The organism is Pseudorhodoferax aquiterrae, from assembly GCF_014652235.1.
Lineage (GTDB): Bacteria > Pseudomonadota > Gammaproteobacteria > Burkholderiales > Burkholderiaceae_C > Pseudorhodoferax > Pseudorhodoferax aquiterrae.
Window position 1 is genome coordinate 1 of sequence record NZ_BMYK01000047.1, and the last position, 21,678, is coordinate 21,678.

At 69.4% G+C, this 21,678-nt stretch carries 20 protein-coding genes; 1 reads left to right on the plus strand and 19 read right to left on the minus strand.

What is annotated here, in order from left to right; genetic code table 11:
• The coding region (locus IE209_RS32195) for a hypothetical protein (protein ID WP_229883166.1) at nucleotides 1-330 on the plus strand (330 nt) is incomplete at its 5' end.
• A gap of 9 nt (nucleotides 331-339) precedes the next feature.
• Here IE209_RS32195 and IE209_RS32200 read toward each other — a convergent pair.
• The 19 genes from IE209_RS32200 to tssE form a co-directional block, all read right to left on the minus strand.
• Nucleotides 340-906: a hypothetical protein gene (locus IE209_RS32200; protein ID WP_189690946.1), complete on the minus strand. Its 567-nt coding sequence runs from the start codon at nucleotides 904-906 to the stop codon at nucleotides 340-342.
• Nucleotides 903-1,952 carry a polysaccharide deacetylase family protein gene (locus tag IE209_RS32205; RefSeq protein ID WP_189690947.1) on the minus strand — a complete coding sequence of 350 codons (1,050 nt, stop codon included), beginning with the start codon at nucleotides 1,950-1,952 and terminating at the stop codon, nucleotides 903-905. Before IE209_RS32205 ends, IE209_RS32200 begins: the two co-directional genes overlap by 4 nt.
• 4 nt (nucleotides 1,953-1,956) lie before the next feature.
• Nucleotides 1,957-3,795, minus strand: a complete 1,839-nt coding sequence (locus IE209_RS32210) for a protein kinase domain-containing protein (RefSeq protein WP_189690948.1) — start codon at nucleotides 3,793-3,795, stop codon at nucleotides 1,957-1,959.
• A gap of 45 nt (nucleotides 3,796-3,840) precedes the next feature.
• Nucleotides 3,841-4,314, minus strand: coding sequence for a GNAT family N-acetyltransferase (locus IE209_RS32215; RefSeq protein WP_189690949.1), 474 nt, complete (start codon nucleotides 4,312-4,314; stop codon nucleotides 3,841-3,843).
• A 102-nt stretch (nucleotides 4,315-4,416) separates the two neighbouring features.
• The gene (locus IE209_RS32220; protein ID WP_189690950.1) at nucleotides 4,417-5,565 is read right to left on the minus strand and encodes a leucine-rich repeat domain-containing protein; all 1,149 of its coding nucleotides are present in this window, start codon (nucleotides 5,563-5,565) and stop codon (nucleotides 4,417-4,419) included.
• Nucleotides 5,566-5,575: 10 nt separating this feature from the next.
• Nucleotides 5,576-7,945 (minus strand): hypothetical protein, encoded by a 2,370-nt coding sequence (locus IE209_RS32225; protein WP_189690951.1) that lies wholly within the window; start codon nucleotides 7,943-7,945, stop codon nucleotides 5,576-5,578.
• A 55-nt stretch (nucleotides 7,946-8,000) separates the two neighbouring features.
• Nucleotides 8,001-8,789: a DUF2169 domain-containing protein gene (locus tag IE209_RS32230; RefSeq protein WP_189690952.1), complete on the minus strand. Its 789-nt coding sequence runs from the start codon at nucleotides 8,787-8,789 to the stop codon at nucleotides 8,001-8,003.
• Nucleotides 8,790-8,799: 10 nt separating this feature from the next.
• Entirely contained in the window at nucleotides 8,800-9,390 is a 591-nt protein-coding gene (locus tag IE209_RS32235; protein WP_189690953.1) for a hypothetical protein, read from the minus strand.
• A gap of 15 nt (nucleotides 9,391-9,405) precedes the next feature.
• Nucleotides 9,406-9,948, minus strand: a complete 543-nt coding sequence (locus IE209_RS32240) for an SMI1/KNR4 family protein (RefSeq protein ID WP_189690954.1) — start codon at nucleotides 9,946-9,948, stop codon at nucleotides 9,406-9,408.
• A 5-nt stretch (nucleotides 9,949-9,953) separates the two neighbouring features.
• Nucleotides 9,954-10,349 (minus strand): DUF4150 domain-containing protein, encoded by a 396-nt coding sequence (locus IE209_RS32245; protein ID WP_189690955.1) that lies wholly within the window; start codon nucleotides 10,347-10,349, stop codon nucleotides 9,954-9,956.
• Between the two features lie 15 nt (nucleotides 10,350-10,364).
• Nucleotides 10,365-11,147 (minus strand): DUF6484 domain-containing protein, encoded by a 783-nt coding sequence (locus tag IE209_RS32250; RefSeq protein ID WP_189690956.1) that lies wholly within the window; start codon nucleotides 11,145-11,147, stop codon nucleotides 10,365-10,367.
• A 22-nt stretch (nucleotides 11,148-11,169) separates the two neighbouring features.
• Entirely contained in the window at nucleotides 11,170-13,500 is a 2,331-nt protein-coding gene (locus tag IE209_RS32255) for a type VI secretion system Vgr family protein (RefSeq protein ID WP_189690957.1), read from the minus strand.
• 276 nt (nucleotides 13,501-13,776) lie between these two features.
• Nucleotides 13,777-14,094, minus strand: coding sequence for a contact-dependent growth inhibition system immunity protein (locus tag IE209_RS32260; RefSeq protein ID WP_189690958.1), 318 nt, complete (start codon nucleotides 14,092-14,094; stop codon nucleotides 13,777-13,779).
• 2 nt (nucleotides 14,095-14,096) lie between these two features.
• A complete protein-coding gene (locus tag IE209_RS32265; protein ID WP_189690959.1) occupies nucleotides 14,097-14,939 on the minus strand; it encodes an RNase A-like domain-containing protein in 843 nt (280 codons plus the stop codon).
• A 119-nt stretch (nucleotides 14,940-15,058) separates the two neighbouring features.
• The gene (tssH, locus tag IE209_RS32270) at nucleotides 15,059-17,713 is read right to left on the minus strand and encodes a type VI secretion system ATPase TssH (RefSeq protein ID WP_189690960.1); all 2,655 of its coding nucleotides are present in this window, start codon (nucleotides 17,711-17,713) and stop codon (nucleotides 15,059-15,061) included.
• Complete coding sequence (tssG, locus tag IE209_RS32275) at nucleotides 17,706-18,761, minus strand: type VI secretion system baseplate subunit TssG (RefSeq protein ID WP_189690961.1); 1,056 nt, start codon at nucleotides 18,759-18,761, stop codon at nucleotides 17,706-17,708. The genes tssH and tssG overlap by 8 nt, the downstream gene beginning before the upstream one ends.
• Complete coding sequence (gene tssF / locus IE209_RS32280) at nucleotides 18,758-20,680, minus strand: type VI secretion system baseplate subunit TssF (protein WP_189690962.1); 1,923 nt, start codon at nucleotides 20,678-20,680, stop codon at nucleotides 18,758-18,760. The genes tssG and tssF overlap by 4 nt, the downstream gene beginning before the upstream one ends.
• A 6-nt stretch (nucleotides 20,681-20,686) precedes the next feature.
• Nucleotides 20,687-21,136 (minus strand): hypothetical protein, encoded by a 450-nt coding sequence (locus IE209_RS32285; RefSeq protein ID WP_189690963.1) that lies wholly within the window; start codon nucleotides 21,134-21,136, stop codon nucleotides 20,687-20,689.
• A 9-nt stretch (nucleotides 21,137-21,145) separates the two neighbouring features.
• On the minus strand, nucleotides 21,146-21,667 hold the full coding sequence (tssE, locus tag IE209_RS32290) for a type VI secretion system baseplate subunit TssE (RefSeq protein WP_189690964.1): 522 nt from the start codon (nucleotides 21,665-21,667) through the stop codon (nucleotides 21,146-21,148).
• Between the last annotated feature and the right edge of the window lie 11 nt (nucleotides 21,668-21,678).

A 21,678-nucleotide genomic window follows, 5' to 3' on the forward strand; every position in this document is an offset into this window, starting at 1 on the left:
GCGCCCGCGCCCGAGCCTTCGCCGGGCGAGCAGGCCCTGCGCAGCGCGGAGGCGGCCGAGCGCGCAGGCCAGAACGAACGCGCGCTGGCCGAGTACGAGCGCGCGGCCGCGCTCGACCAGCCCGGGGCCAAGGCCCGTGCCGACGCGGCGCGCAAGCGCCTCGTCGAACGCCACAGCCTGGCCGCCCGCTCGGCCTTCGCGCGCCAGGACCTGGCCGGCGCGATCCGCAGCTGGGACCGCGTGCTCGAGCTCGAACCGGCGAACGAGACGGCGCGGCTGGAGCGGCAGAAGGCCTTGCAGCTGCAGGAGCGGGCCGACAAGCTGAAGTGAGCGCGTGGCTCAGGGCGCGTCGGCCTGGCTGCCCATGGCCGGTTTGGCGGCCGGTCGCGGCCTGGGCGGCGCCGCCTCCAGCCCGTCGCGCCGCTGGATCGTGAGCCGCGAGGGCTTGCCCAGGTACAGGCGCCGGTTGCGCTCGCGCTCGAGCGCACGCAAGGCATCGGCGGCCTGCGCGTGGTCGGGCTGCAGCGCCAGCGCGCGCAGGTAGTGGGTGGCGGCCTGCTCCTGAGCACCGCGCCGCTGGGCCGCCTGCGCGCGTTCGAGCTGTTCGGCCACGGCGAGCGCGATGCGCTGGCGCAGTGCGGCGGCGCGCTCGCGGTAGGGCGCATGCGTGGGCCGCAGCACCACCAGCACCTCCCAGGTCCAGGCGGCGTCGGCCCACTGGCCTTCGTCTTCGAGCTGCAGCGCGCGCACGCGCTGCTCCCCCTCGAAGCGGCCGATGGCCTGCTCCTGCTGGCCGGGCAGGGGCAAGGCCACGGGCTCTGCGCCCGGCCCGGACGGTGGCGTGCCGGCGCAGCCCGCCAGCAGCAGCGCGCAGCCGGCCAGCAGCGCTGCCGTCGGCCGGTTCATGGCGCGGCGCCGATGCGCCGGCTGGTCTGCAGCCGGGCCCGGAACGCCTCCATGTCGTGGTCGCCGAAGACCATGGTCCGGCGCAGCATGAGCGGCTGGGCGAAGAAGGGGTTGCCGCCCGGCGTGACCGTCACGGCCAGCTGGTAGTGCTGGCGCGCCAGCAGTTCCAGCACCTGCTCGTTGGCGTCGCCGAACGGGTAGGCGTAGTGCTGCACCGGCGTGGGCAGGCGCTGCTGCAGCAGCTCGCGCGGCACGCGGATCTCCTGGTCCAGGCTCTGGCGGTAGCGCTCGTCGGTTTCGCCGGCCTGGCGCTCGATCAGGTTGCGGTGCGTCTTGGAATGCACCTGCACGTCGACCAGGCCCGAGGCCGCCAGCTCCTGCAGCTGCGGCCAGCCCACGGCCAGCCCGGCGCCGATGAAGTCGGTGTAGACGAACAGCGTGGCCGGCAGGCCGAGCCGGCGCAGCACCGGCCAGGCATGCTGGTGGAAGGAGGCGTAGCCGTCATCCACGGTGACGACCACGGCGCGCGGCGGCAGCGCGGCCCGGCCCGCGAGGTAGTCGCTGAGCTGCGCGAGCCGGACCACGCGGTAGCCGTTGTCCACCAGCCATTGCATCTGCTCGGCGAAGCGCGCGGGCGTGACCGACATGCGGCCGCCGCCGCCGCCGAAGCGGTGGTAGCACAGCACGGGCACGGTCTGGTAGCTGTCGCCGGCGATGCCGCCCGGGTTGGGGCTTTGCAGCGGCACCACCAGCGGCACGCCGGGCCGGGGCTGGGCGATGCCGCCGTTGGCCGCGGCGATCTGCCAGTCCTGCTCCGCGCTGCCCAGCCATTGCGCGGCGATGCTGCGCAGCGTGTCGCCGCTGCGCGGCAGGTAGACCAGCAGCCGCTCGCCGCGTGCGACCACGCCGTCCTGCGACGCCTGCGCTGCGGACACCACCGCCGCCGGTGCCGCCACTGGCGCTGCCGGTTGCGGCGTGCCGCAGGCGGCCAGCAGCGCAGGCAGCAGGGCCACGGCGGCGCGCAGCGGGCATGGCAGCAGCCGCATGCCGTCAGCCCGGTTGCTCGCGCGCGGGCGGGGCGTCGGCGGGCGGCGGCGCGGCGCGCTCCTGCAGCGCCTGGGCCATGCGGTCGAAGGCCGCATAGAGCTGGCCGAACTCGTCCTTGCGCTGCTCGCGGATGCGGAAGTCCAGCCGCCCGGCCGTGATCTCGTCCATGGCCTCGCCGACCAGCCGGATCGGCCGCGCGAACCAGGTGCCTACCAGGTACATGGCCAGCGCCACGGCCGCCACCGTGACCAGCGCCAGCACCGCCATCAGCCATTGCGACTGGCGTGCCACCGCGGCCAGCGCGCGCTCGGGCAGGCCCAGCACGACCTGGCCCACGGCCTTGCCCTGGAAGGTGATGGGCGCGGCGAAGCCCAGCACGGGCTCGCCATTGGCCAGGTAGCGCGTGCGCTGCACGCCGCCGGCCTCGCCCAGCGCCTCGCCGGCCGGTGCACGCCAGGGCTGGCCCACCAGCTCGGGCCGGCTCGCGGCACGCACGACACCGCCGCGGTCGGTCACGGTGATGCTCTCGAAGTCGCGCGTCTGCATGAGGTTCTGCAGCGCCACGTCGACGACCACCCAGTCCTCGGACAGCGCCGGCACCGCGTTCTGCGCCGCGATGAAGCGCGTGAGCGCCGCGCCCGAGTCGCCCACCTGGGCCATCAGCGCGGCCTGCTGGCGCTGCACGATCAGAGAGGCCGTGACGGCCATCACCCCGGCCACGATCAGCGCCATCAGGCCGGCCCACTTGAGCCGCAGCGGCACGCCGCGCGCCTGCGTGCCTTCGCCGGCGCGCGCGAGCTCGTCCATCTCGGCCAGCACGCGCTGCAGCGCCTCGGCCAGCGCGGCGCCGCTCTGGTGGCGCCGCTCGGGTGCCTTGGCCAGGCAGCGGTCGATCACGCGGCGCAGCGCGGGCGGCACCTCGGGGCGCAGCTTCTCGATCGGCGTCGGGTCTTCCTTGGAGATCTTCAGCGCCAGCGTGACCACGCTGTCGCCCTGGAACGGGCGCTGCCCGGTCAGCATCTGGTAGAGCACGATGCCGGCCGTGAACAGGTCCGAGCGGCCATCGATCTTGCCGCCCTGCATCTGCTCGGGCGACATGTACTGTGGCGTGCCCAGCACGTCGCCCACGCGCGTGCGCTGCTCGCCGGCCGCGCTGGCCGCCATGTGGGCGATGCCGAAGTCCATCACCTTGATGGTCTTTCCGTCGCGCAGCCGCGCGATGTTGCCGGGCTTGATGTCGCGGTGCACGATGCCGCGCTGGTGCGCATAGTCCAGCGCCTGCGCGAGCTGGATGCCCATGACCACCACGTCGCGCACCGGCAGCGGCTGCCCGCCCTGCAGCAGGTCGGCCAGCGGCTCGCCCTCCAGCAATTCCATGGCCATGTAGGGCCGACCGTCGATCTCGCCCACGTCGTGCACGGTCACGATGTGCGGGTGCGACAGGCCGCCGGCCGCGCGTGCCTCGCGCAGGAAGCGCGCGCGGTACTCCTCGTCTTCGCACAGCGAGGCGTGCAGGAACTTGATCGCCACGTCGCGGCCGATGTCGGGGTCGTGCGCGCGGAACACGGTGGCCATGCCGCCACGGCCGAGCTTGGCCAGGATCTGGTAGCGGCCGACCTGGCGCACCTCGAGCTCGGCTGCCTGGCTGCTGCCGCCGGGCAGGGTCAGGCCGCTGCCGCGCGTGAGGGTCGGCGTGTTCAGCCGGGTGTGTGTCAGCGGTGCGCGCGGGCCGGCGGTGTGCGGGGCGATGCGGGTGGCGTCGGCGTCGAGCGGCACGGCCCGCGCGTCCGCGTCAGGCGGGGCGGAAACGTGCAGTGTCTCGTCGCGGGCGGCTTCGGGCATGGGGGCATGCTGAACGCGGGGCCGCGGCGCGGCAATGAACCAAAGTCATGGCGCGGCGGATGGCGCGCGGAGCATGCCGGCGTAGAGGCCGGGGGTGGAGTCGGGGATGTCGATGGCGCCGGCGACGCGGCGGAAGAAATCGGGTGCGCCGACGGCGCCGGCCACGGCGTAGCCATAGCCCATGGAGCGCATGTCGTGCAGACAGGCCAGCAGCAGGGCGGCGCCGATGCCGCTGCGGCGGGCGGTATCGCGCACGCCGATGGGGCCGACGAAGCCGCGGGCGGTGGCGTCGTAGGCGCAAAAGCCCAGCAGTTCGCCCGGGTCTCCGCGGGCGGCGATGAAGAGGGTGAGGGGGCGGTTGGCGAGCGCGGCGCGGGCCTCGCTGGCCCAGGCGGGCGAGAAGTGCCGGGCGACCCAGGCGACGACGAGGTCGTGCTCTGGGCCGATGGGCTTGCGGATGCGCTGGCCCGGCGGGGTGGGCGCAAGGGGCAGGGATGAAAGGGCGATCAACATGTCCATGGGGTTCCCATCGTGACGCAGGACCATGGGCTCGTCGAGGAATGCGCCCTGGGGCAAGGTCCGGGCCTTGATCGGGTGCTCAGCGGGCGGCCAGCATGGTGTTCAACTCGTCCGGGGACAGCTTGGGAACATCGCTACGTTTCGGCGGGCTGAACCAGACCTCCCGCAGGGACTTGGATTGCAGCAGCGGGGACAGATCGTTGTCCATGATCTCTGCGTTGATGCTGGCGAACGTGAGCGATGCCATGCCCGTATGAAGCCGCAGGATTCGATGGCCTTGGCTTTCAGCCATAGCGACAGCAGCGCATCGAAATGGCGTGCAGCCGATAGATCGGTCAGGCCACTGGAGCCGTCGATCGACAGGCTGCGCAACTTCTTCAGGCGTGCTGCCTGCGATATGTCGCCCAGCTTTCTGCACAGGACCAGCGTCTGCTCCTCCAGCTTGGCGACGGCTTGGAGCCCTGCGAGCGATTCGATGTCCGAACGCACGATTTCGAGCTGTACCAGGCCCTTGACTGCGCCAAGAAACGTGAGATCGCCAGCCAGGCCCGACACCCGCACTTTGCGCAGCGATGCACTGGCGCGGGCATAGCCCGTGATGTCCTCCGAGAACTGGAAACCAAAATATTCCAGTTGAGGGAACGCGGCGAGATCGAGGCCCAGCTTCGGCTGGACGATGCTCAGGTATTTCAGTTCTCCCTGCGCCATGAGCGGCGCCACGTCCGTTCCCTTGGGAATCGGGATCTGCCACATGATTCCTTCCAGCCCCGGCAGGTGTTCCAGCACCTCGATGCCGACCTTGTGTGCCTTCTTCTCGTTGTCCACGGATCCGAACAGGATGCGCTTGCAAGCATGGGCGCGCGCGTACTGCAGGCCGCTTTCGAGGAAGGCGCAATCGATGGCAAGCCATGGTTCGTCCTTGCCATGCGCATTCTGGAAATTCAGCAGTCGGTGATGCTTGGCAAGGTCTGGCATGGCCTGTCCTTCATGGGCAATTTGCCCATTTTGCGGCGGCTCTTGCTGCCGCGTCGTCTTCGAATTTCTGGATCGGTTCCTTGGCCTTCTTGGTGGCGGTCGCACGCTTCGAGGCGTTCGCAGCGAGACCCGTGGAATGTCCTGCGCGAGGATGACCGTGTGCAGGCGCCGGTGCTGGTGCAACTGGTGGCTGCCGTCGTAAAAGCGGGTGTCAAAGCCCAGATACAGCTTGGGCAGCGTGAACTGGATGCGCCCGCGCGGTTGGATGCCGGTCACAACGCCGCGGTCAAAGCTCAGCCTGCAGCTGGGCGCGGAGCTTGCGTAACACCAGTGCTTGGCGCGCGACGAACCACTCCACGTCCGGGGGGATGGCCACCGCCCCGTGGATGTCGAGTTCCAGTGCTGCACGGGACCGGTCGACGTTGGCCGAGTCGGGATGCTCGATTTCGGCCAGGCAGGTGTCCAGGGAGAAAGGACGCCCTTGCCGCATGCGTCGCATCCGCGACTGGGCGACCTTCGGTAGCGCCTCGGACCACCAAGCTGCCCACAGCTCACGCGATTGACTTGGCCGGTGCTGGGCCTCGATCACGGTGGTGGTCTCCCCGCCGAGCAAGTCGACTGCCCGCTCGACGCGCACATCCTCGTCCACTCTGAGCCCGGAGACGATGCGTAGCGCATGTGCGGCCGACGCCGCCAGCGGTGCGTCGTGCTCGAGAAATGCCATCAGCGTCGGAACCGCAGCCGGTTCGCCATAGACGCCGAGGGCCAGTATGGCGTCCGGACTCTGGTGTCGGGCTGCGAGATCCCGTAGTAGCGCACCATCGCCCGACTGCCCTGCCAGGGCCAGCGACATGGTAAGCGACGCGCCGGTGTCTGGTGCCTGCTCAATCTGAGCTCGCGCGACGTGGGCAGCCACCGCCGGGTCCAGCCGCAGCAGCGCCAACAACGCGCGCCGTTGAAGATCGCCTTCCTGGGTTCCGATCAGCGTGCGCAGGGTTTCGGCATTCAGCTTGCGCCGCCGACCCAGCAGTTCCACGCCCCATGCCCGCACCCCAGGCGACTCGTCCGAAAGCACGGCATGCGGTACAGCGACCTGCGTTTCGCATCGCAGGCAGATCAGCTGCAAGGCGAGCATGCGCACTGACGCCTGCGGATCGAGCGTCCAGCGTTGCAGGAGGTCAGACAGTTGCGCACTGCGGGGCGCATGGGCCAACCCCGCCTTGACCCCGTCGAGAACCGCCGGATCGGTCGATGCGGCGAGTGCCGACTCGAGCCGCCGCAGATTGTCCGGATGGGGCAGCGATCCGATCAGAAGCGACGCCGCGAACACGAGCCCGGCGTCGCCGGACATGCACAGGTCCGCGACATGCGCCATCGCTTGCGTGCCGCCCGCCACCACTGCGTCGAGATGGTTGAGCATGCGCTGCTCTACGCGAGCGCGATCCTGCCAGCGAGAGTCGGCCGCGTGCAGCAGTGCCGCATGCTGATGGTGCAAGCCGGCCAGCGTGTCCCCGATCTCTGCGGTCATTTGTTCCTGGAAGCGACCTCGCAGTGGGTCGATCGCAGCCGCCGGCGGTATCTCCGTGGTGGTGCCGATGCGGTAGTCCAGACGGTAGATGCGCGGTGCCCGGTGCGACACCTGCACCAGCCCGGCGTCTCGGGGCGGCGGCAGAACGACGCATCCTGCTCTGCCAGGGCCTTCATTGCCAACCGTCACAAGCAGCGGCTTGCCACCGGCCCAGCCGGTGGCCTGCGCCATGGCGCCCAATCCCAGCAGAGCGCAACCGCTGGCAGCGCCTAGGTCGCCCCAACAGTCTGCTGGATGGAACAACGACTCCGAACAGGCCAGCCCCATCCTGACACTTGCGAGACCCCACTCCAGTCCGCGGGCGCTCTCGCCGTTGAGATCGCTCCACACCATGCCGACTTCTGCGGGCGTCAGCGCGGCAGCAGCAAGCGTTGCGCGCACGGCCTCGGTACAGGCGCGCGTCGCCCTGAGAACCTGTCCGCCGCCGGAGCGTACCGTCCAAGCCATGCTGAAACCACCCACGACCGCCAGTACCGGCGCGCGCCGTAGCCGGGCCCGTTCGGGATGCTCGACGACGACAAAGGCCGCAGCTTCCGAGGGGATGCGCCCGTCGTTGGCGTGGCGACACTTCAGCCGCCCCGCATCTTCGAGCCAGCGCGTCACGCGGATGTCGAGTTGGCTGTCCGCGCTGCCAATGATGCACGCTTCGACCTCGCCGGCATGCAGCATGCGTTGGGCGTGATCCAGTGCCAACGCGAAGCCCGCGGCCCCGTCGTGCAAGATCTCTGTGCGTGAGAACAGCGACAAGCGGTCGGCGCCAAGCGCGGCCTGCAGCGCATCGTGGTTGTCGGCCAGGCGCGGACCTGGCCTGTCGTCCTCCGTGCTGCACAGCACGAGCGCAAGTCGATGGCTTGACGTCCAGCGCGCCTGTTCCAGCGCTTGTCCGATCGCAGCGTCGGCCAGCGCCGCGAGGCGTTGGACTCCCGCATTCGGCAACCACGCCATGACCCGGCCGCCGACAATCCAGCCTTTGGCGCGGTCACGGAAGGGCTGCGGGCTGAAGCGCGACAGGCCGCAGCGCACGGCATGCAGGCATGCATAAGCGCGCAGGCCGACAGGGGTGAGCATGCCGACGCCGGTGATGGCTACAGGCTGCTGCTGCTCCCCACGCACTGCGCCTCCGTCATTCCATGCCGAACACTTCGCGGGCAATCTGTGGACGCACCGCGTAGAGAAACAGCGCCTTGACGTCTTCGACTTTGCGCAGCGGGCGCAGCGATGCACGCCAGACCATCGTGAGCCGCGGCTGGATGGCGTCGATCAGCACGGTGTCCAGCCGCATCGGGAGACTGAAGTAGCGATTGAGCACATGGCCGCACAACACCAGCCGCACCGGCGGCAGCACCGTGTGCCAGGCCGCAGGCGCGTCGTACAGACCTTCGACGGTGACGGACTCCCCGCCCCGCAGCCACGGCACGGCAACCAAGTCGCTCGGCGCAGCCTGATGGAACCTTGGGTCGAAGTCTTCGGGCAAGAGTGGCATGCGCTGCTCCAGCCACGCAGCATCGTAGGTTCCTGCCAGCGGCAGGCGCGACGGGTGGTCGCGCCGCAGCGGAAAGACACCGTTACCGCGCCCGGCGCGGTGGCGTACGGAAATCGGTCCAATGCCGATCGCCACGGTACGTCGGCGCAGGGCTTCGTTCACCTTCGGATCTGGTGGCGCCACGACGACAACATCCGTGCCGGGCTTGTAGTCGCACAGGTCCGACGGGGTGCACAGCATGCCGTTGTCGCCAGGTGCGTGGATATCGCACATCGCAATCGGCACCGGTGCAGTTGCCGCCGTGGCCGTGCCCTGGGCCGCTGCATTCAGCGAGGCCTTTGCAATCACGGTCACGCCCAACTCTCCGCTGGCGGCGATGAGCGGCAACCAGATGGTTTGTGCCCAGGGGACGCGGTTGTCGAGCTCCATGGTCAGGCGTCTAGTAACTGAAGGTGTCGAGACTGGACGCATTGGCGGTTCTGCGCTGGCCGCCGCTCGGGAAACTCGTGCGTGTGCCGACAGAGTGATCCTCGCCAGGACAATTCCCATTGCCCGGACAGATCAGCGAGACCCCGGTGACCTGCGTGCCTGCACCCATGTCGTTGCCAACGTTCTTGGCAAACAGACCCATTGCCAGATTGACGGCGCCATCGAGCGGCGTCAGTTTGGCCGATGCGAGGCCACCCAACTTGACATCAAGAGGATGATCCATCTGGATGTTCAGATCAGCGCGCGAAGCACCTTTCTCGATCTCGTCGGCAAGACAGTCGGGAGCGCCACGGGCGCGTGCGTCGGCGGCCCGTGCACTGTCGGAAGGGATGGCATCGAACTTGCGCTTGGCACGCCCCTGGATCCGGTCCTTCTGCGCCGTGGTGACGGCAGACAGAACACCTTGCACACGCTTGGGGCCTCTGGCGATTTCCCGGTTCATGGATTGGACCTTGGCCTTGGCTTGCGCGCGCTGGCAGCAGCCCCAGCGGTCGTCGCACTCGATGACGATGTCTCCGCCCACAAAGGTCGCCTGGGCCACGTTTGCCACAGTCCGTCACTCCTGCGTCTCGCCGTCTTCGCCTTCGTCCGGAATCTCGACGTTGCAGACGTCAATCCGACTCTCCAAGAAGGCGATCAGGTCGGGAAATTCGCTCGATTCGTCGGGTGTGAACCGCACGACGGTGTACTCGCCGCCGTCGGTGGGGCGGTCGAGATCGAAGTAGACCCAGTTGTTAGGTTGGCCCAGCGACGCGAAGAAGAGGCCGTTGAGCACCTCGCCGCCGCCATACTCCGCGGCAAGACGTTTCCATTTGCTGATCTGCTGGTGCATGGTGCTGCCCGGAAGGAGGTCGCGCAGTGGCAGCATGTCGCCGGGATACGCGAGCCAGCGGTAGCCGTCGTGCAGTCGCAGGAAGGCTCGGTACTGGGGCGGGAAACGCACGCCGAGCGCTGCTTCTGCAGCGCGTATGTCCGCCTCGCTGGCTGGCGGCCCTGGCTCGGGACTCTCGTCATCCACACCCTCTCGGACGTTCAGATCACGAATCGCCGCAACCACGCGGCCTACGACGTCCTGTACTCGGCTGCTGATGTCTTGCATGCTGTCTATCCCACGGCGTTGAAGTTCGAGCCGCTGCCGTTCTGTTTCATCATGTCGGTGTTGCGCGGCACGTTCTGCCCTTCGGCCTTGATGTCGAACGAGTACAAGATGAACTGCGCCTTGCCTTTGGTGCAGTTTGAAACGACGCCGCCGACCGAGCCTGCTTCGTCGCCCGTGCTCGTCGAGAAGGACGAATTTTTCAGCATGATCTTCTGGCCGTCCGCGTAGACCGTGCCGGCAGTCTCGGCCGCGTCGGACGACCGAGCCATGTTCGGGTAGGGAATCGGGATCGGCCCACCGGGCGATGGCGTCTTGCAGACGTCGGGGAATACCGGAGACTGGCCGCCGCTTCCCGCGTGCACCACGGTGTTCGGCGAATTGATGCTGACGGTGACGCCCACGGCAGACGCCCGCTTTCAGTTCAGTTGCACGGAACCGCCCATGACGCGGTTCGTCATGCGGGCGCGCGAGACGATGTCGTCGGCAATGGCGACGAAGCGTCCCTGCGCGGTGAGCTGCAGCCGCGTGTTGCCGGCCACCAGCACCAGGTCATGCTCTGCGACGAGGCGGATCGACTTGGCCTGGACCACCAGTTCGCTCTGTGCAGCATCGCCAGATCGAACCTTGATGCTCGAGAGCATCTGGCCGATGACGAGCCACCGGACGCCGTCGATCAGGGCATCGGCATCAACCGGTGCCAGCACCACCGGATCAACCGCGTTCTCCAGTACGGTGCACGCGCGCGCGGACACAACTCTGCGATCCCCGTTGCGCCAAAGCTCGATCTCGAGCCTCTCGTCGGCAATCGAGAGGATTCTGCCGACAGCCAGCTCGCCCCGTATCGACGCATCGGCTGCAGGGCTTGGTGCATCGGAAAGGGCGGCAGGCGTCGTCGCTGACACGACAGCCGCGTGAGGCGCCGCATCGGGTTCTCCCAGCAAGTCCACGATGATGGGTTGCCGCGGGTTACCGGCCTCGAACACCAACAGGACCTCGTGGCCCTTCTGTTGGGCATCCCGCAGTACCGGTGGCGACACCGACGCGACGACGCGCGCGGGGCATGGCGCCGTTGGCATGCCGGGATAGCTGACGATGGGGTCGCCTCGATGGCTGAACCCCGTGATCGTGCCGATCCTAGGCCCGGGGATCGTGGGTTCCATGCGCCAGACATCGAGCGCCTCCAGCTTCTGGGTGGTCATGCGCCTGTTCCTCCTGTTGTCGTTAGTTCATCGTGATCTTGCTGCTGCCGGTCAGAACGAGCTCGCCACCAGCTTTGACAACGACCTTCCCAGAGCCGTCGATCTTGATGTTCTTTCCCTTCAGTTCGATGCTTCCATCACTCTTCATCAGCAGGCTTGCGCTGCCTGTCTTGATCACGATCTGATCGGCGGCGCTGAAGGTCAGTGTCTTGCCAGCTTCGGTCTGTCCACTGCCGCTGATCTTCAGGATATCGTCCTTGCCGACGTTCGTCGAACGCCCGCCGGCAACGGCGGTCGACTCGTCGCCCCCGATCTTTGTCGACTGGGAGCCGCCGACGGTTTCCGACTGTGCGCCACCGACGTTGACGCTGCGGCTCGCCCCGACACTGATGGACTGCGACGCCCCGACTGTGACTGTCTGGACAGCGCCGACAGTGACCGCTTGCAGGCCGCCGACCGTCACCTCCTGTGCGCCGCCCACCGAGATCGTCTCGTTCACACCCACCGTGTGCGTGCGCTGCAGCGCGACGGTCGCCGTCTCGCTGGCGCCCACCGTGATCGTCCGGTTCGAGCCGATGGAAATCGTCTCGTTGGCGCCCACGGTCTCCGTGCGGTTGGCGCCGACCGTGATGGTCTCGTTGCTGCCCACGGTCTCGGTGCGGTTCACGCCGATGGCGATGGTTTCGTTGTTGCCGACGCGCTCGCTGCGGTCCACGCCGATGGTGATGGTCTCGTTGTGGTCCACGGTCTCGGTGCGGTCGTGCTTCACGTGCACGGTCTCGTCGTGGTCCACCGTCTTCGTGCGGTCATGCCCCACCCAGTGCGTCTCGTCGTTCTCGACCTCGATGTCCTGGTTCTTCTCGGCATGCAGCCAGACCTGCTCGCTGCCCTTCTTGTCCTCGAAACGCAGTGCGTTGGCGTTGGCCGCGGCGCCGCCCTTGCTCGAGCGCGTGAGGATGCCGCTCTGCGTGGCGTTGGCCGGCAGCTCCCAGGGCGGCATCTGCTCGGCGTTGTAGACGCGGCCGGTGACCAGGGGTTGGTCGGGGTCGCCTTCCAGGAAGTCGACCACCACTTCCTGGCCGATGCGCGGGATGTGGATGGCGCCATAGTTCTTGCCGGCCCAGGGGTGCGACACGCGGACCCAGCACGAGCTCTTCTCGTCCTTGCGGCCCTGCCGGTCCCAGTGGAACTGCAGCTTCACGCGGCCGTACTTGTCGGTGTGGATCTCCTCGCCGGCCGGCCCGGTGACCACGGCCGTCTGCGGCCCCTGCACGAAGGGCTTGGGCGTGCGGCGCGGCGGGCGGAATTGCTGGCCCGCCGGGATGGCCGAGAACGCGCACTGCCAGCTGCCGGCGCTGCCGCCGCTTTCGTAGGCGTCGTTGCGTGCTTCCACGGTCACCTGGGTCACCAGGTACTCGGCGTTCTGGTTCTCGCGCGGGTGGCGCTCCAGGTTCAGCAGCCGGCCGGCTTCGATGCCGTGCGCGTTGCTGCTGCCGTGGGCACTCTCGTGGCGCGTCTGCTGCTCGTCGAGGCGGGCCTCGGCCCATTGCGTGCCGTCGGCAGCCTGCAGGTAGTCGCCCTGCCAGTCGTACTGCTCCAGCGCGCCGATCTTGTAAGGCGGCTGGGTCTCGGCCTTGGCCTCCAGCGATGCCGACGGGCGCTCGAAGTCGTAGCTGCGCAGCAGCGTGTGGTCGGTCTCCACGCCACTGGCGAACTGCCAGCCCGAGACGCATTCGAGGTCCGGCGGCGCTTCGCCCGGGTTCTCGTAGTAGGGCAGCGCCTTGCAGCCGGGTGCGGCGTCGTGCGCGGTCTTGGAGTCCACCAGCACCAGCCGGTGCTGGCCCTCGCCGTGCTCCACGTACCAGTAGATGCCTTCGTGCTCGAGCAGGCGGGCGACGAAGTTGTAGTCGCTCTCGCGGTACTGCACGCAGTAGACCCACTTGCGGTAGGAGCGGAACAGGTTGAACTTGAAGCTGGCGCCGGCATGGTCCTCGAACACCTTCTTCACGATGTCGGGCACGCTCAGGTCCTGGAAGATGCGGCAGTCCGTCGTGCGCGTGAGGAACCACAGCCAGGGTCGCACGCTGGCCTGGTAGCCGTAGTAACGCCCGCTGCGCGCGCCGATCGAAAAGCGCGTCACGTGGCCGTGGAAGTGGCGCTTGGCGTCGTCCCGCAGCTGCACCGTCACGCCCAGGGTCTTGCCGAGCAGGTCCTGCGGCTTCAGGTCGGGCTTGGCGCTGACCAGGGCCAGCTGCATCTCGCCGAGCATGCTGAGGCCTTCGGAGCAGCGCATGGACTCGAACAGCAAGTCCTCGGGCGGCAGCGGAGAGGTGAGGGTGATCGAAACCGGCATGGTGCGGAGGGAGTCCATGCAACGGTAGGGGGCGGGGGCGAGGCGGGCAACAGACTAAAGTCATCGGCGCGGTGGCCGCCATGGACGAGGGGCGCGTGCGGCTGCGTGGGTAAGCCGCGGTGTCCTCGCCGTCGCGCGGCCTGCCGTCGATGGCGATGCGCTGGGGCTGCCGGCCTGCGATGGCGCCTTTGCCGAGCGCCTGCTCGCGTCGCTCGCGATGCAGGTCCATGAGACCGGCTTGGGGTGGTCGAGGGCGCCGTAGCGCCATGCAACTTTTCAGCCAGGGCCCGCCGCGAGCGCTGCGCGAACGGCCAGCAGAAACTCGCGCGTCGTGGGGCGCAAGGCCGTGGGGATGATGTCGGGCCGGAAAAACTCCTGGAAGCGTTCTTCCATGCCTTCGTCGCCTGTGGCCAGAAAGGCGTCGATGTCATCGACCAGGGGCGCGACCAGCGCAGCGTCGCTTTCAGCCTTGAACGCCGCAACCACTTCCTCCAGGGTGTCGCCGTGGATGTCGAAATCCTGATGAAACCAGCCCCCCATGAAAGCGGCCAGATCGGGAAACTGTCGTTGCCCCTTGGAGGTGATGGTCGGCATGGTCAAGGCACCGGGTAGGACGTAAGAACGAAGTAGGCCCGATTCTGTTGCTGGACGCGGCGCAGCACGACGACCAACTTTGTCATCTGTTGCAACTGGCCCGTGGCCCTCACCACACCTTCGCCGACCGTCGTCGTTGCCTGGTAGGTGACCGTGAACGGTCGCCCTCCAGGGCTTGCGGCCCGGGCCCAAGCTTCGATGGCGGCACGGTTGGACCGCAAAGCGGCAGACACGTGGCGTTCTGCGTCAGCGAGCGTTCTGAATGTAGAGGCTGCGGGGATGCCGGGCTGGCGCGCGAGGCGGGCGCGAAGCTGTTGTGCCGTCTGGCCGACGTGTCTCGAGATGGTGTGACCACCAGCTGCCTCTTGCGCTGTCAGACTGATTGCCCCCCGCCGTATGGCGAGCGCACGTAGCGCACCGACGCCACCGGCGATGAGCGGAACTGCCATGTCGGCACCGAGGCCGATCATCTCGGCCGTTTTGGGATGGGCACCGAGCGCAGAAGAAAGCGATTCAGCCGCCTCGGCGGTCAAGGTGGTGGTGTCCTTGCCGGTTGCGATCTGGCGCATCGCCGACGATGAAGTGTCAAGCCCGTGTGCGCCAAGGGCCACGCCCGCGACCTTTGTCGCCGCAGTGGGCTCTGGCGCAAGGAGAAGACCTCCGGCTCCGATCAGCTCGAGTGCCCCGACCAACAGTTTTCCTGCACCCCACATTCGGTCGGACAAGGTGGGTGCTTCGTCCACCGATTCTTCTGTGAGGACGGCGGCGAGCTGGAGGGGCGTCAATACGATCTGAACGCCTTGATCTGGGCTGGCCTCGTGGTCGATGCCGAACTCAACCGACATGGTTCCCACGGGCCCTGGCGTGGGGGAACGTTGCAGACACATCGTCCCGCGGTCGATCGACTCGGCGTCGCTGTCCGAAAGAGGTCCGGGAATGCGTGCGTTCGCCATTGCTGCGCCGCTCAATCGAACGCGTAACTGAACTCCCCATCCCGCACCCCCAGCGCGATCCGCTGCAGGCTGCCCCCCGCGGCCAGCCGCGTCAGGTACTCCAGCGACACGCGCGGCAGCACGGTGTTGGTCAGGATCGCGTCGATCACGCGCCCGCCGGACTCCGCCTCGGTGCAGCGCGAGACCACCAATTGCACCACCGCGTCGTCGTAGGTGAAGGGGATGCCGTGGTTCTCCTGCACGCGTTTGGCGATGCGGCCCAGCTGCAGCCGCACGATGTCGCCCATCATCGCGTCCGACAGCGGGTAGTAGGGCACCACCACCAGCCGGCCCAGCAGCGCGGCCGGGAACACCTGCAGCAGCGGCGCGCGCAGCGCAGTGGCGATCTGTTCGGGGTCCGGCGCCGCTGCGGCGCCCCGGCACATGCGCATGATCAGTTCGCTGCCGACGTTGCTGGTCAAGAGGATGATGGTGTTCTTGAAGTCGATGCCGCGGCCTTCGCCATCTTCCATCCAGCCCTTGTCGAAGACCTGGAAGAACAGCTCGTGCACGTCGGGGTGGGCCTTCTCCACCTCGTCGAGCAGCACCACGCTGTAGGGGCGTCGCCGCACGGCCTCGGTCAGCACGCCGCCCTCGCCGTAGCCCACGTAGCCGGGCGGCGCGCCCTTGAGCGTGGAGACGGTGTGCGCCTCCTGAAACTCGCTCATGTTGATGGTGACGAGGTTCTGCTCGCCGCCATACAGGGCTTCGGCCAGCGCCAGCGCCGTCTCGGTCTTGCCCACGCCCGAGGTGCCGCACAGCAGGAACACGCCGATCGGCTTGCCCGGGTTGTCCAGCCGTGCGCGCGAGGTCTGCACGCGCCGCGCGATCATTTCCAGTGCGTGCTTCTGCCCGATCACGCGCTGGTCCAGCGTGTCGGCCAGGCGCAGCACGGCCTCGACCTCGTTCTTGACCATGCGGCCTACCGGAACGCCGGTCCAGTCCTGCACCACGCTGGCCACGGCCTGCGCGTCCACGGTGGGCAGGATCAGCGGGGCATCGCCCTGCAGCTCGCGCAGCCGGGCCTGCAGCGGCGCCAGGTCGGCCAGCAGGCCCGCGCGCTGTGCCTCTTCCAGAGCCGGCTCGGTGGCGGCCGGGCGCAGCTTCGCGCGGATCTCCAGGATGCGGTCGACCACGGCCTTCTCGTCGGCATGGCGCTGCTGCAGCACGGCCAGCCGCGTCTGCTCCTGGTCGATGGCCTGGGCCGTGCGCTGGGCGCGCTCGGCCGTGTCGATGCCGATGGCGGCCTCGCGGCCGACGATCTGCTGCTCCACCTGCAGTGCCTCGAGCCGGCGCTGGCAGTCCTCCAGCGCGGCGGGCGTGGCGTGCTGGCTCACGGCCACGCGCGCGCAGGCGGTGTCCAGCAGGCTCACGGCCTTGTCGGGCAGCTGGCGCGCCGGGATGTAGCGGTGCGCCAGCCGCACGGCGGCCTCGATGGCCTCGTCCAGCAGTGCCACGCGGTGGTGCTGCTCCAGGATGCCGGCCACGCCGCGCAGCATGACGATGGCCTTGTCCTCGTCGGGCTCGGGCACCTGCACGACCTGGAAGCGCCTGGTGAGCGCGGGGTCCTTCTCGATGTACTTCTTGTACTCGGCCCAGGTGGTGGCGGCGATGGTGCGCAGCTTGCCGCGCGCCAGTGCCGGCTTGAGCAGGTTGGCGGCGTCGCCGGTGCCCGCCTGGCCACCGGCGCCGACCAGGGTGTGGGCCTCGTCGATGAACAGCACGATGGGCTGGGGCGAGGCCTGCACCTCGTCGATCACGGCGCGCAGCCGGCTCTCGAACTCGCCCTTCATGCTGGCGCCGGCCTGCAGCAGGCCCACGTCCAGCAGGTGCAGCCGCACGTCCTTGAGCTGGGGCGGCACGTCGCCGCGCGCCAGCCGCAGCGCGAAGCCCTCGACCACGGCGGTCTTGCCGACGCCGGCCTCGCCGGTCAGGATGGGGTTGTTCTGGCGCCGGCGCATCAGGATGTCGACGATCTGGCGGATCTCCTCGTCGCGGCCCGCCACCGGGTCGATCTCGCCCTTGCGCGCGCGCTCGGTCAGGTCGACGGCGAAGCGCTTGAGCGCCTCCTGCTTGCCCAGGGCGGCCGGGGCGATGGCGCCGCTGGCCTCGCCGGGGGCGGCGCCGCTGGCCGTGGCGCCCTGCGCGTCCTCGGGCGAGCCGGCCACGATCCTGGCGAAATCCTGCGCCAGCGCGTCCGCCTGGATGCGCTCGAACTGGCGCGAGATCGACACCAGCACCGCGCGCAGCCCGGTGGTCTTGAGCATGCCCAGCAGCAGCGTGCCGGTGCGCACGCGCTGGTCGCCGAACATCAGCGAGCCGTAGACCCAGCCGCGTTCGGCCGCGCCCTCGACCCAGCTGGACAGATCGGTCACCGAGGAAGCACCGCGCGGCAGCCGGTCCAGCGCGGCCGTCAGGTCGGTGGCCAGCGTGCCCGCATCGATGCCGGCGTGCTGCACGATGCGGTGCAGGTCGGAGTCCTGCGCATTGAGGATCTGGTAGAGCCAGTGCTGCAGCTCCACCACGGGGTTGCCGCGCAGCTTGCAGAACACGGTGGCGCCCTCGATGGCCTTGTAGGCCGTGGCATTGAGCTTGCCGAACAGCGCGGTGCGCGAGATCTCAGGCATGGGGGCCTCCAGCAGGGTGCGGGGACAGGTGGGCCGGCCGCAGGCGCAGGTCGCCGCGGTCGCGCGGGGCCGGCTGGCGGCCGAGCCAGAACGTGCGGCCCAGCGCGACCTGCCGCCCCAGGCGGGGTGCCGGCAGCTCGGCCTGCGCCAGCACGAGCTGCAGATCCCACTGCAGGTCCAGTCCGGCGTACTGGCGCACCCAGTCGCGCAGCGCCGGCCCGGCCGGGCCGCCGGGCAGGAAGCTCCGGTACTGCGCCAGCGTCAGCGGCCCCAGCACCACGCGGAACTTGAACTGCCGGTCGGGAACGGTGCGGCCGGGGTTCGCGCTGTGGCCCAACCGGGCGGCCGGCTGGCTGGCGCGCTCGGGCCGGTTGCGCGCGTGGCCCAGGCGGCTGCGGTCCTGCGCGGCGATGGGCAACCGGTGCGCCACATGCTGCTCGATGCGGACCGGCACGCGCAGGTACTGCGTCAGCAGCTTGGCCAGGCCCTCGGGGTGGCGGCTGCGCGCGCCCAGCAGGCCGGCCTGGAACAGCTGGGCCTGGCGCGGCAGCGCGCCCTGCAGCGGGGCCGCGTCGGCCTGGCCGAAGCCGGCGCCCAGCCAGGCGGCGAAGCGGTCGTGCGGCGGCCTGTCGTGCTGCACCGTGGGCTGGGCGTCGGCCCAGGCGCGGTAGAACAGCGCCAGCATGCGGTGGTGGAACAGGTCGAGAAAGCGCGCGGCCGTCGGGTCGTGTGCGCGCAGGCGCTCGCGCACGTACTCGGTCAGGTGCAGCGGCATGGGGCCCTGCGGGCCGAGCAGGCCGAAGAAGCGCACGCCCAGGCGCGGCGCCGCGGCCTTGCCCTCGTGCCCGAAGCTGGAGAGCGGGGCGGGCGCGAAGTCGAGCTCCGGGTCCTGCCCCAGGCGCACGGGTTCCTGTGCGGGCCGCAGCGCATGGCCGATGCGCGGCGCCTGCGGATGCAGGGCCTCGAGCCGGCGCAGCAGCGCGAAGAAGTCGTGCTCCCAGGGCGCTTCGCGCAGCGCCGCGAACAGCGCGTCGCGGCGCGCGTTCACACCAGCTCCCGCAGCCCCGTGCGCGGCGGCCAGCGCATGAGCTCGCCGCGCTGCGGCGTGCGCAGCACCAGCTGCGTGAAGGCGTTGATGGCCGCATGCCGCGCGAAGAAGCGCTCCAGCACGCTGGCGAACAGGAAGGCGCTGCTGCCCTGGTAGGCCAGTTCGTCCAGTTCCAGCACGATCTCGGTGCCGCTGCCAAAGCTCATCGGGCCCTTGAACGGCAGGCGCCGCACCACGGGCCGCGCCTGCAGCGCCAGCACGCCGGCCACCTGGCGCGCCCAGGCCGCATCTTCGGGCGGCGCGTACAGCCGCAGCATGGTGCGCAGCGTGGCCGCGGCCTCGCTGGGCGAACTGCCCACCAGCGACAGGTGGTTCAGGCTGAGGTGGCTGACCAGCTGCCAGCCGAGTTCGCCCACCGGCCGGCGCGTGACGGGCCGGGTCGGCCCGCGCAGCGCGTCCACGCGCCGCACCGGGCCGGCGGTCTCGAGCTGCCAGCGCGGCCGGTGGCCTGCGCCGGGCTCGGGATCGGGGTCGATGCCGTGCGGCAGCAACAGCGGCAGGTCGCGGTTGCTGACCCAGGCCGCGACCGAGAGCTGGCGGATGTCTTCGCGGTAGGGTGCGTGCTGCGGATCGACGAGCGCGAGGTAGACCTCCTCGCCGACGTAGGCCGAGCGCGTGCCCTGCTGCAGCTGGCGTTGCGAGCGCAACCGCGGCTCGCGCCGCAGCGTGTAGTAGCCGTGCGCCGCGGGCTGGCCGCCACCGGCGTCGCCGGTGCCGGCTGCCTGCTGCGTGGCATAGAGCGGCTGGAACTGCTGCTGCGCCACGGTGCCGTTGCCGTAGCCCGTGACCGACTCCAGGCTGTGCACCTCGAAGTCCATGGGCCGGGCGCGGTCCGGCACCACGTGGTACTCCCAGGCGCCCGGGCCGAGTTCGATGCGGTCCAGGCGCTTGCGGAACAGGTTGATCGCGGGCGTGCAGTGCAAGGCCAGGCTGGCCTGGTCGACCAGCGCCTCCAGCGGCGCATCGCCGCGGCGCAGCAGCACCACCAGTTCCACCTCGTCGCCCGCCACCTGCGCCAGCCGCGGCGCGAGCTCGCCGATCTCGAAGAACAGCAGGCGCTGCGGCATGGCAGCGGCCTCCTGCAGCAGCCGGTAGCCGGAGAAGGCGCGCAGCGACTCGGGCAGCAGCGCCTCGTCGGCGGCAAAGCCCAGCGGCTGCAGGCTCTGCGGGCCGCGCCAGGCGGGCAGCAGGCCGCGCTGGGGGGCGGCCACCAGCGTGCCGGTGGTCGCGCCGTGCAGCAGTTCGTGCAGGCGCAACGCCACCTCGTCGGGTGCGCTGATGTAGAAGGCCAGCCGGTCCAGGCCCAGCTGCTGCCAGGCCAGGCCGGCCCCGGTGCGCAGGCGGATGCGCAGGCCACCCTGCGTGCCCTGGGCCTGCGGCAGGCGGGCCAGCGGCAGGTCGGGCGCGTGCGTGAAGTACTGCACCGCCAGCAGCTCGATGGGCCACAGCGTGACGGCATGCGCGGTGCGGAATTCGCAGTGCGTGCCCTGGCCGCGCGGCAGCCCCGAGGTGATGGCGCTGCCGCGCGCCACCAAGTGGCCGCGCGCGAGCTTGGGGTCCAGCAGATCGGCCTCGAAGCGCGCCACCAGCATCGCGGGCACGGGCGCGAGGAAGTTGGGGTAGCTGGCCTCCAGCAGCTGCGCGATCAGGCGCGGTTGCTCGGCCTCGATCTTGAGCTGCACGTGCGCGGCCATGAAGGCGAAGCCCTCCAGCAGCCGCTCGACATAGGGATCGCTGACCTCCATGCCCTCCATGCCCAGCCGCGCCGCGATCTTGGGAAAGGCCTGCGCGAACTCGCCCCCGAGCTCGCGCAGGTGGGTCAGCTCGTCGCTGTAGAGGCGCAGGAGGCGGGGGTCCATGGGGCCTCAAGTTGCCCATTCACTGCGCAGGCTTGATGGAGACTTGGATTCCTGCTCCAGCTGAAGAATCCTGTCTTGCATCGCCAACAGCTTGCGCGCTTCACTGCGCAGCTCTTCGCGTTGACCAGCTTTCATCTTGGCAATCGCATTCGCCAGCGGCAAATGGCGAACAGAGTCGATGAACTTGATGATCTTGGAGCGGATGACGGTGCAACTGCCCGCTCCGATGGCCGCTCCAGCAAAAAGCCCGGCCAGAGCGGAGTACAGCTTGATGTTGCCTGGCGCTTGAGCCCCCGATGTGTTGCCCATCGTTGATATCGCCAAGGCAGCTCCCATGGCGCCGCCCATGGCGAGACAGACCAGCTTTGTAATTCTGGATAGCTTCAATGCCTCCTCGGCAGGGAAGTTGAGTCCTTGTTCGAAGAACTCTGCATCACTGAAAGCCATGATGTTCACCTTGTCCTTTCATTGCGTTCGTGAGCGGGGTGCAGTGCCATCCCTCACCTCCACCTGCCCCGCCTCCAGATCCATCTGCGTCCTGAGCAGGATCTCCAGCGGCACCGGCTGCGACCACAGGTGGCCGCGGATCTCGAAGGCGATCACGTTGTGGGTGTCCAGCACGCTCGTGGATTCGAGCGCGCGCACCTGCAGGCTGTCGGCCAGGATGCGCGGCTCGTAGCGCAGCACGGCCTGGCGGATGGCGCGCTCGAGCACGCCGATGTCGAGCCGCGAGGCGAGCTGGCCCGACAGGGCCGGCAGGCCGAAGTTCAGCACGCTGGCCGCCACGCCCGGATAGGCGTCGGCCGCGCGGCCCAGAGGCTGCACGGCGTTGAACAGGGCGCCCAGGTCGCGCAGCACGGCCTGGCGCAGCTGCGCCTTGGACATGACGCGGTGGTCGTCCGCCTCGCGCTGCGCGCCGGGTGCCTCGTCGGTCAGCCGGTCCAGCAGGGCCGGTTGCAGGCGGTTGCGGGCGTCCACGGTGGGCATGGCGCACCGCC

Bases quoted from the DNA above. Each gene is read 5' to 3' on its own strand.
- IE209_RS32255 (WP_189690957.1), bottom strand. From the start codon at position 13,500: ATGCCGGTTTCGATCACCCTCACCTCTCCGCTGCCGCCCGAGGACTTG.
- IE209_RS32225 (WP_189690951.1), bottom strand. From the start codon at position 7,945: ATGCTCACCCCTGTCGGCCTGCGCGCTTATGCATGCCTGCATGCCGTG.
- IE209_RS32260 (WP_189690958.1), bottom strand. From the start codon at position 14,094: ATGCCGACCATCACCTCCAAGGGGCAACGACAGTTTCCCGATCTGGCC.
- tssF (WP_189690962.1), bottom strand. From the start codon at position 20,680: ATGGACCCCCGCCTCCTGCGCCTCTACAGCGACGAGCTGACCCACCTG.
- IE209_RS32250 (WP_189690956.1), bottom strand. From the start codon at position 11,147: ATGACCACCCAGAAGCTGGAGGCGCTCGATGTCTGGCGCATGGAACCC.
- IE209_RS32230 (WP_189690952.1), bottom strand. From the start codon at position 8,789: ATGGAGCTCGACAACCGCGTCCCCTGGGCACAAACCATCTGGTTGCCG.
- IE209_RS32240 (WP_189690954.1), bottom strand. From the start codon at position 9,948: ATGCAAGACATCAGCAGCCGAGTACAGGACGTCGTAGGCCGCGTGGTT.
- IE209_RS32210 (WP_189690948.1), bottom strand. From the start codon at position 3,795: ATGCCCGAAGCCGCCCGCGACGAGACACTGCACGTTTCCGCCCCGCCT.
- IE209_RS32200 (WP_189690946.1), bottom strand. From the start codon at position 906: ATGAACCGGCCGACGGCAGCGCTGCTGGCCGGCTGCGCGCTGCTGCTG.
- tssH (WP_189690960.1), bottom strand. From the start codon at position 17,713: ATGCCTGAGATCTCGCGCACCGCGCTGTTCGGCAAGCTCAATGCCACG.
- IE209_RS32265 (WP_189690959.1), bottom strand. From the start codon at position 14,939: ATGTCGGTTGAGTTCGGCATCGACCACGAGGCCAGCCCAGATCAAGGC.
- IE209_RS32215 (WP_189690949.1), bottom strand. From the start codon at position 4,314: ATGGACATGTTGATCGCCCTTTCATCCCTGCCCCTTGCGCCCACCCCG.
- IE209_RS32205 (WP_189690947.1), bottom strand. From the start codon at position 1,952: ATGCGGCTGCTGCCATGCCCGCTGCGCGCCGCCGTGGCCCTGCTGCCT.
- tssE (WP_189690964.1), bottom strand. From the start codon at position 21,667: ATGCCCACCGTGGACGCCCGCAACCGCCTGCAACCGGCCCTGCTGGAC.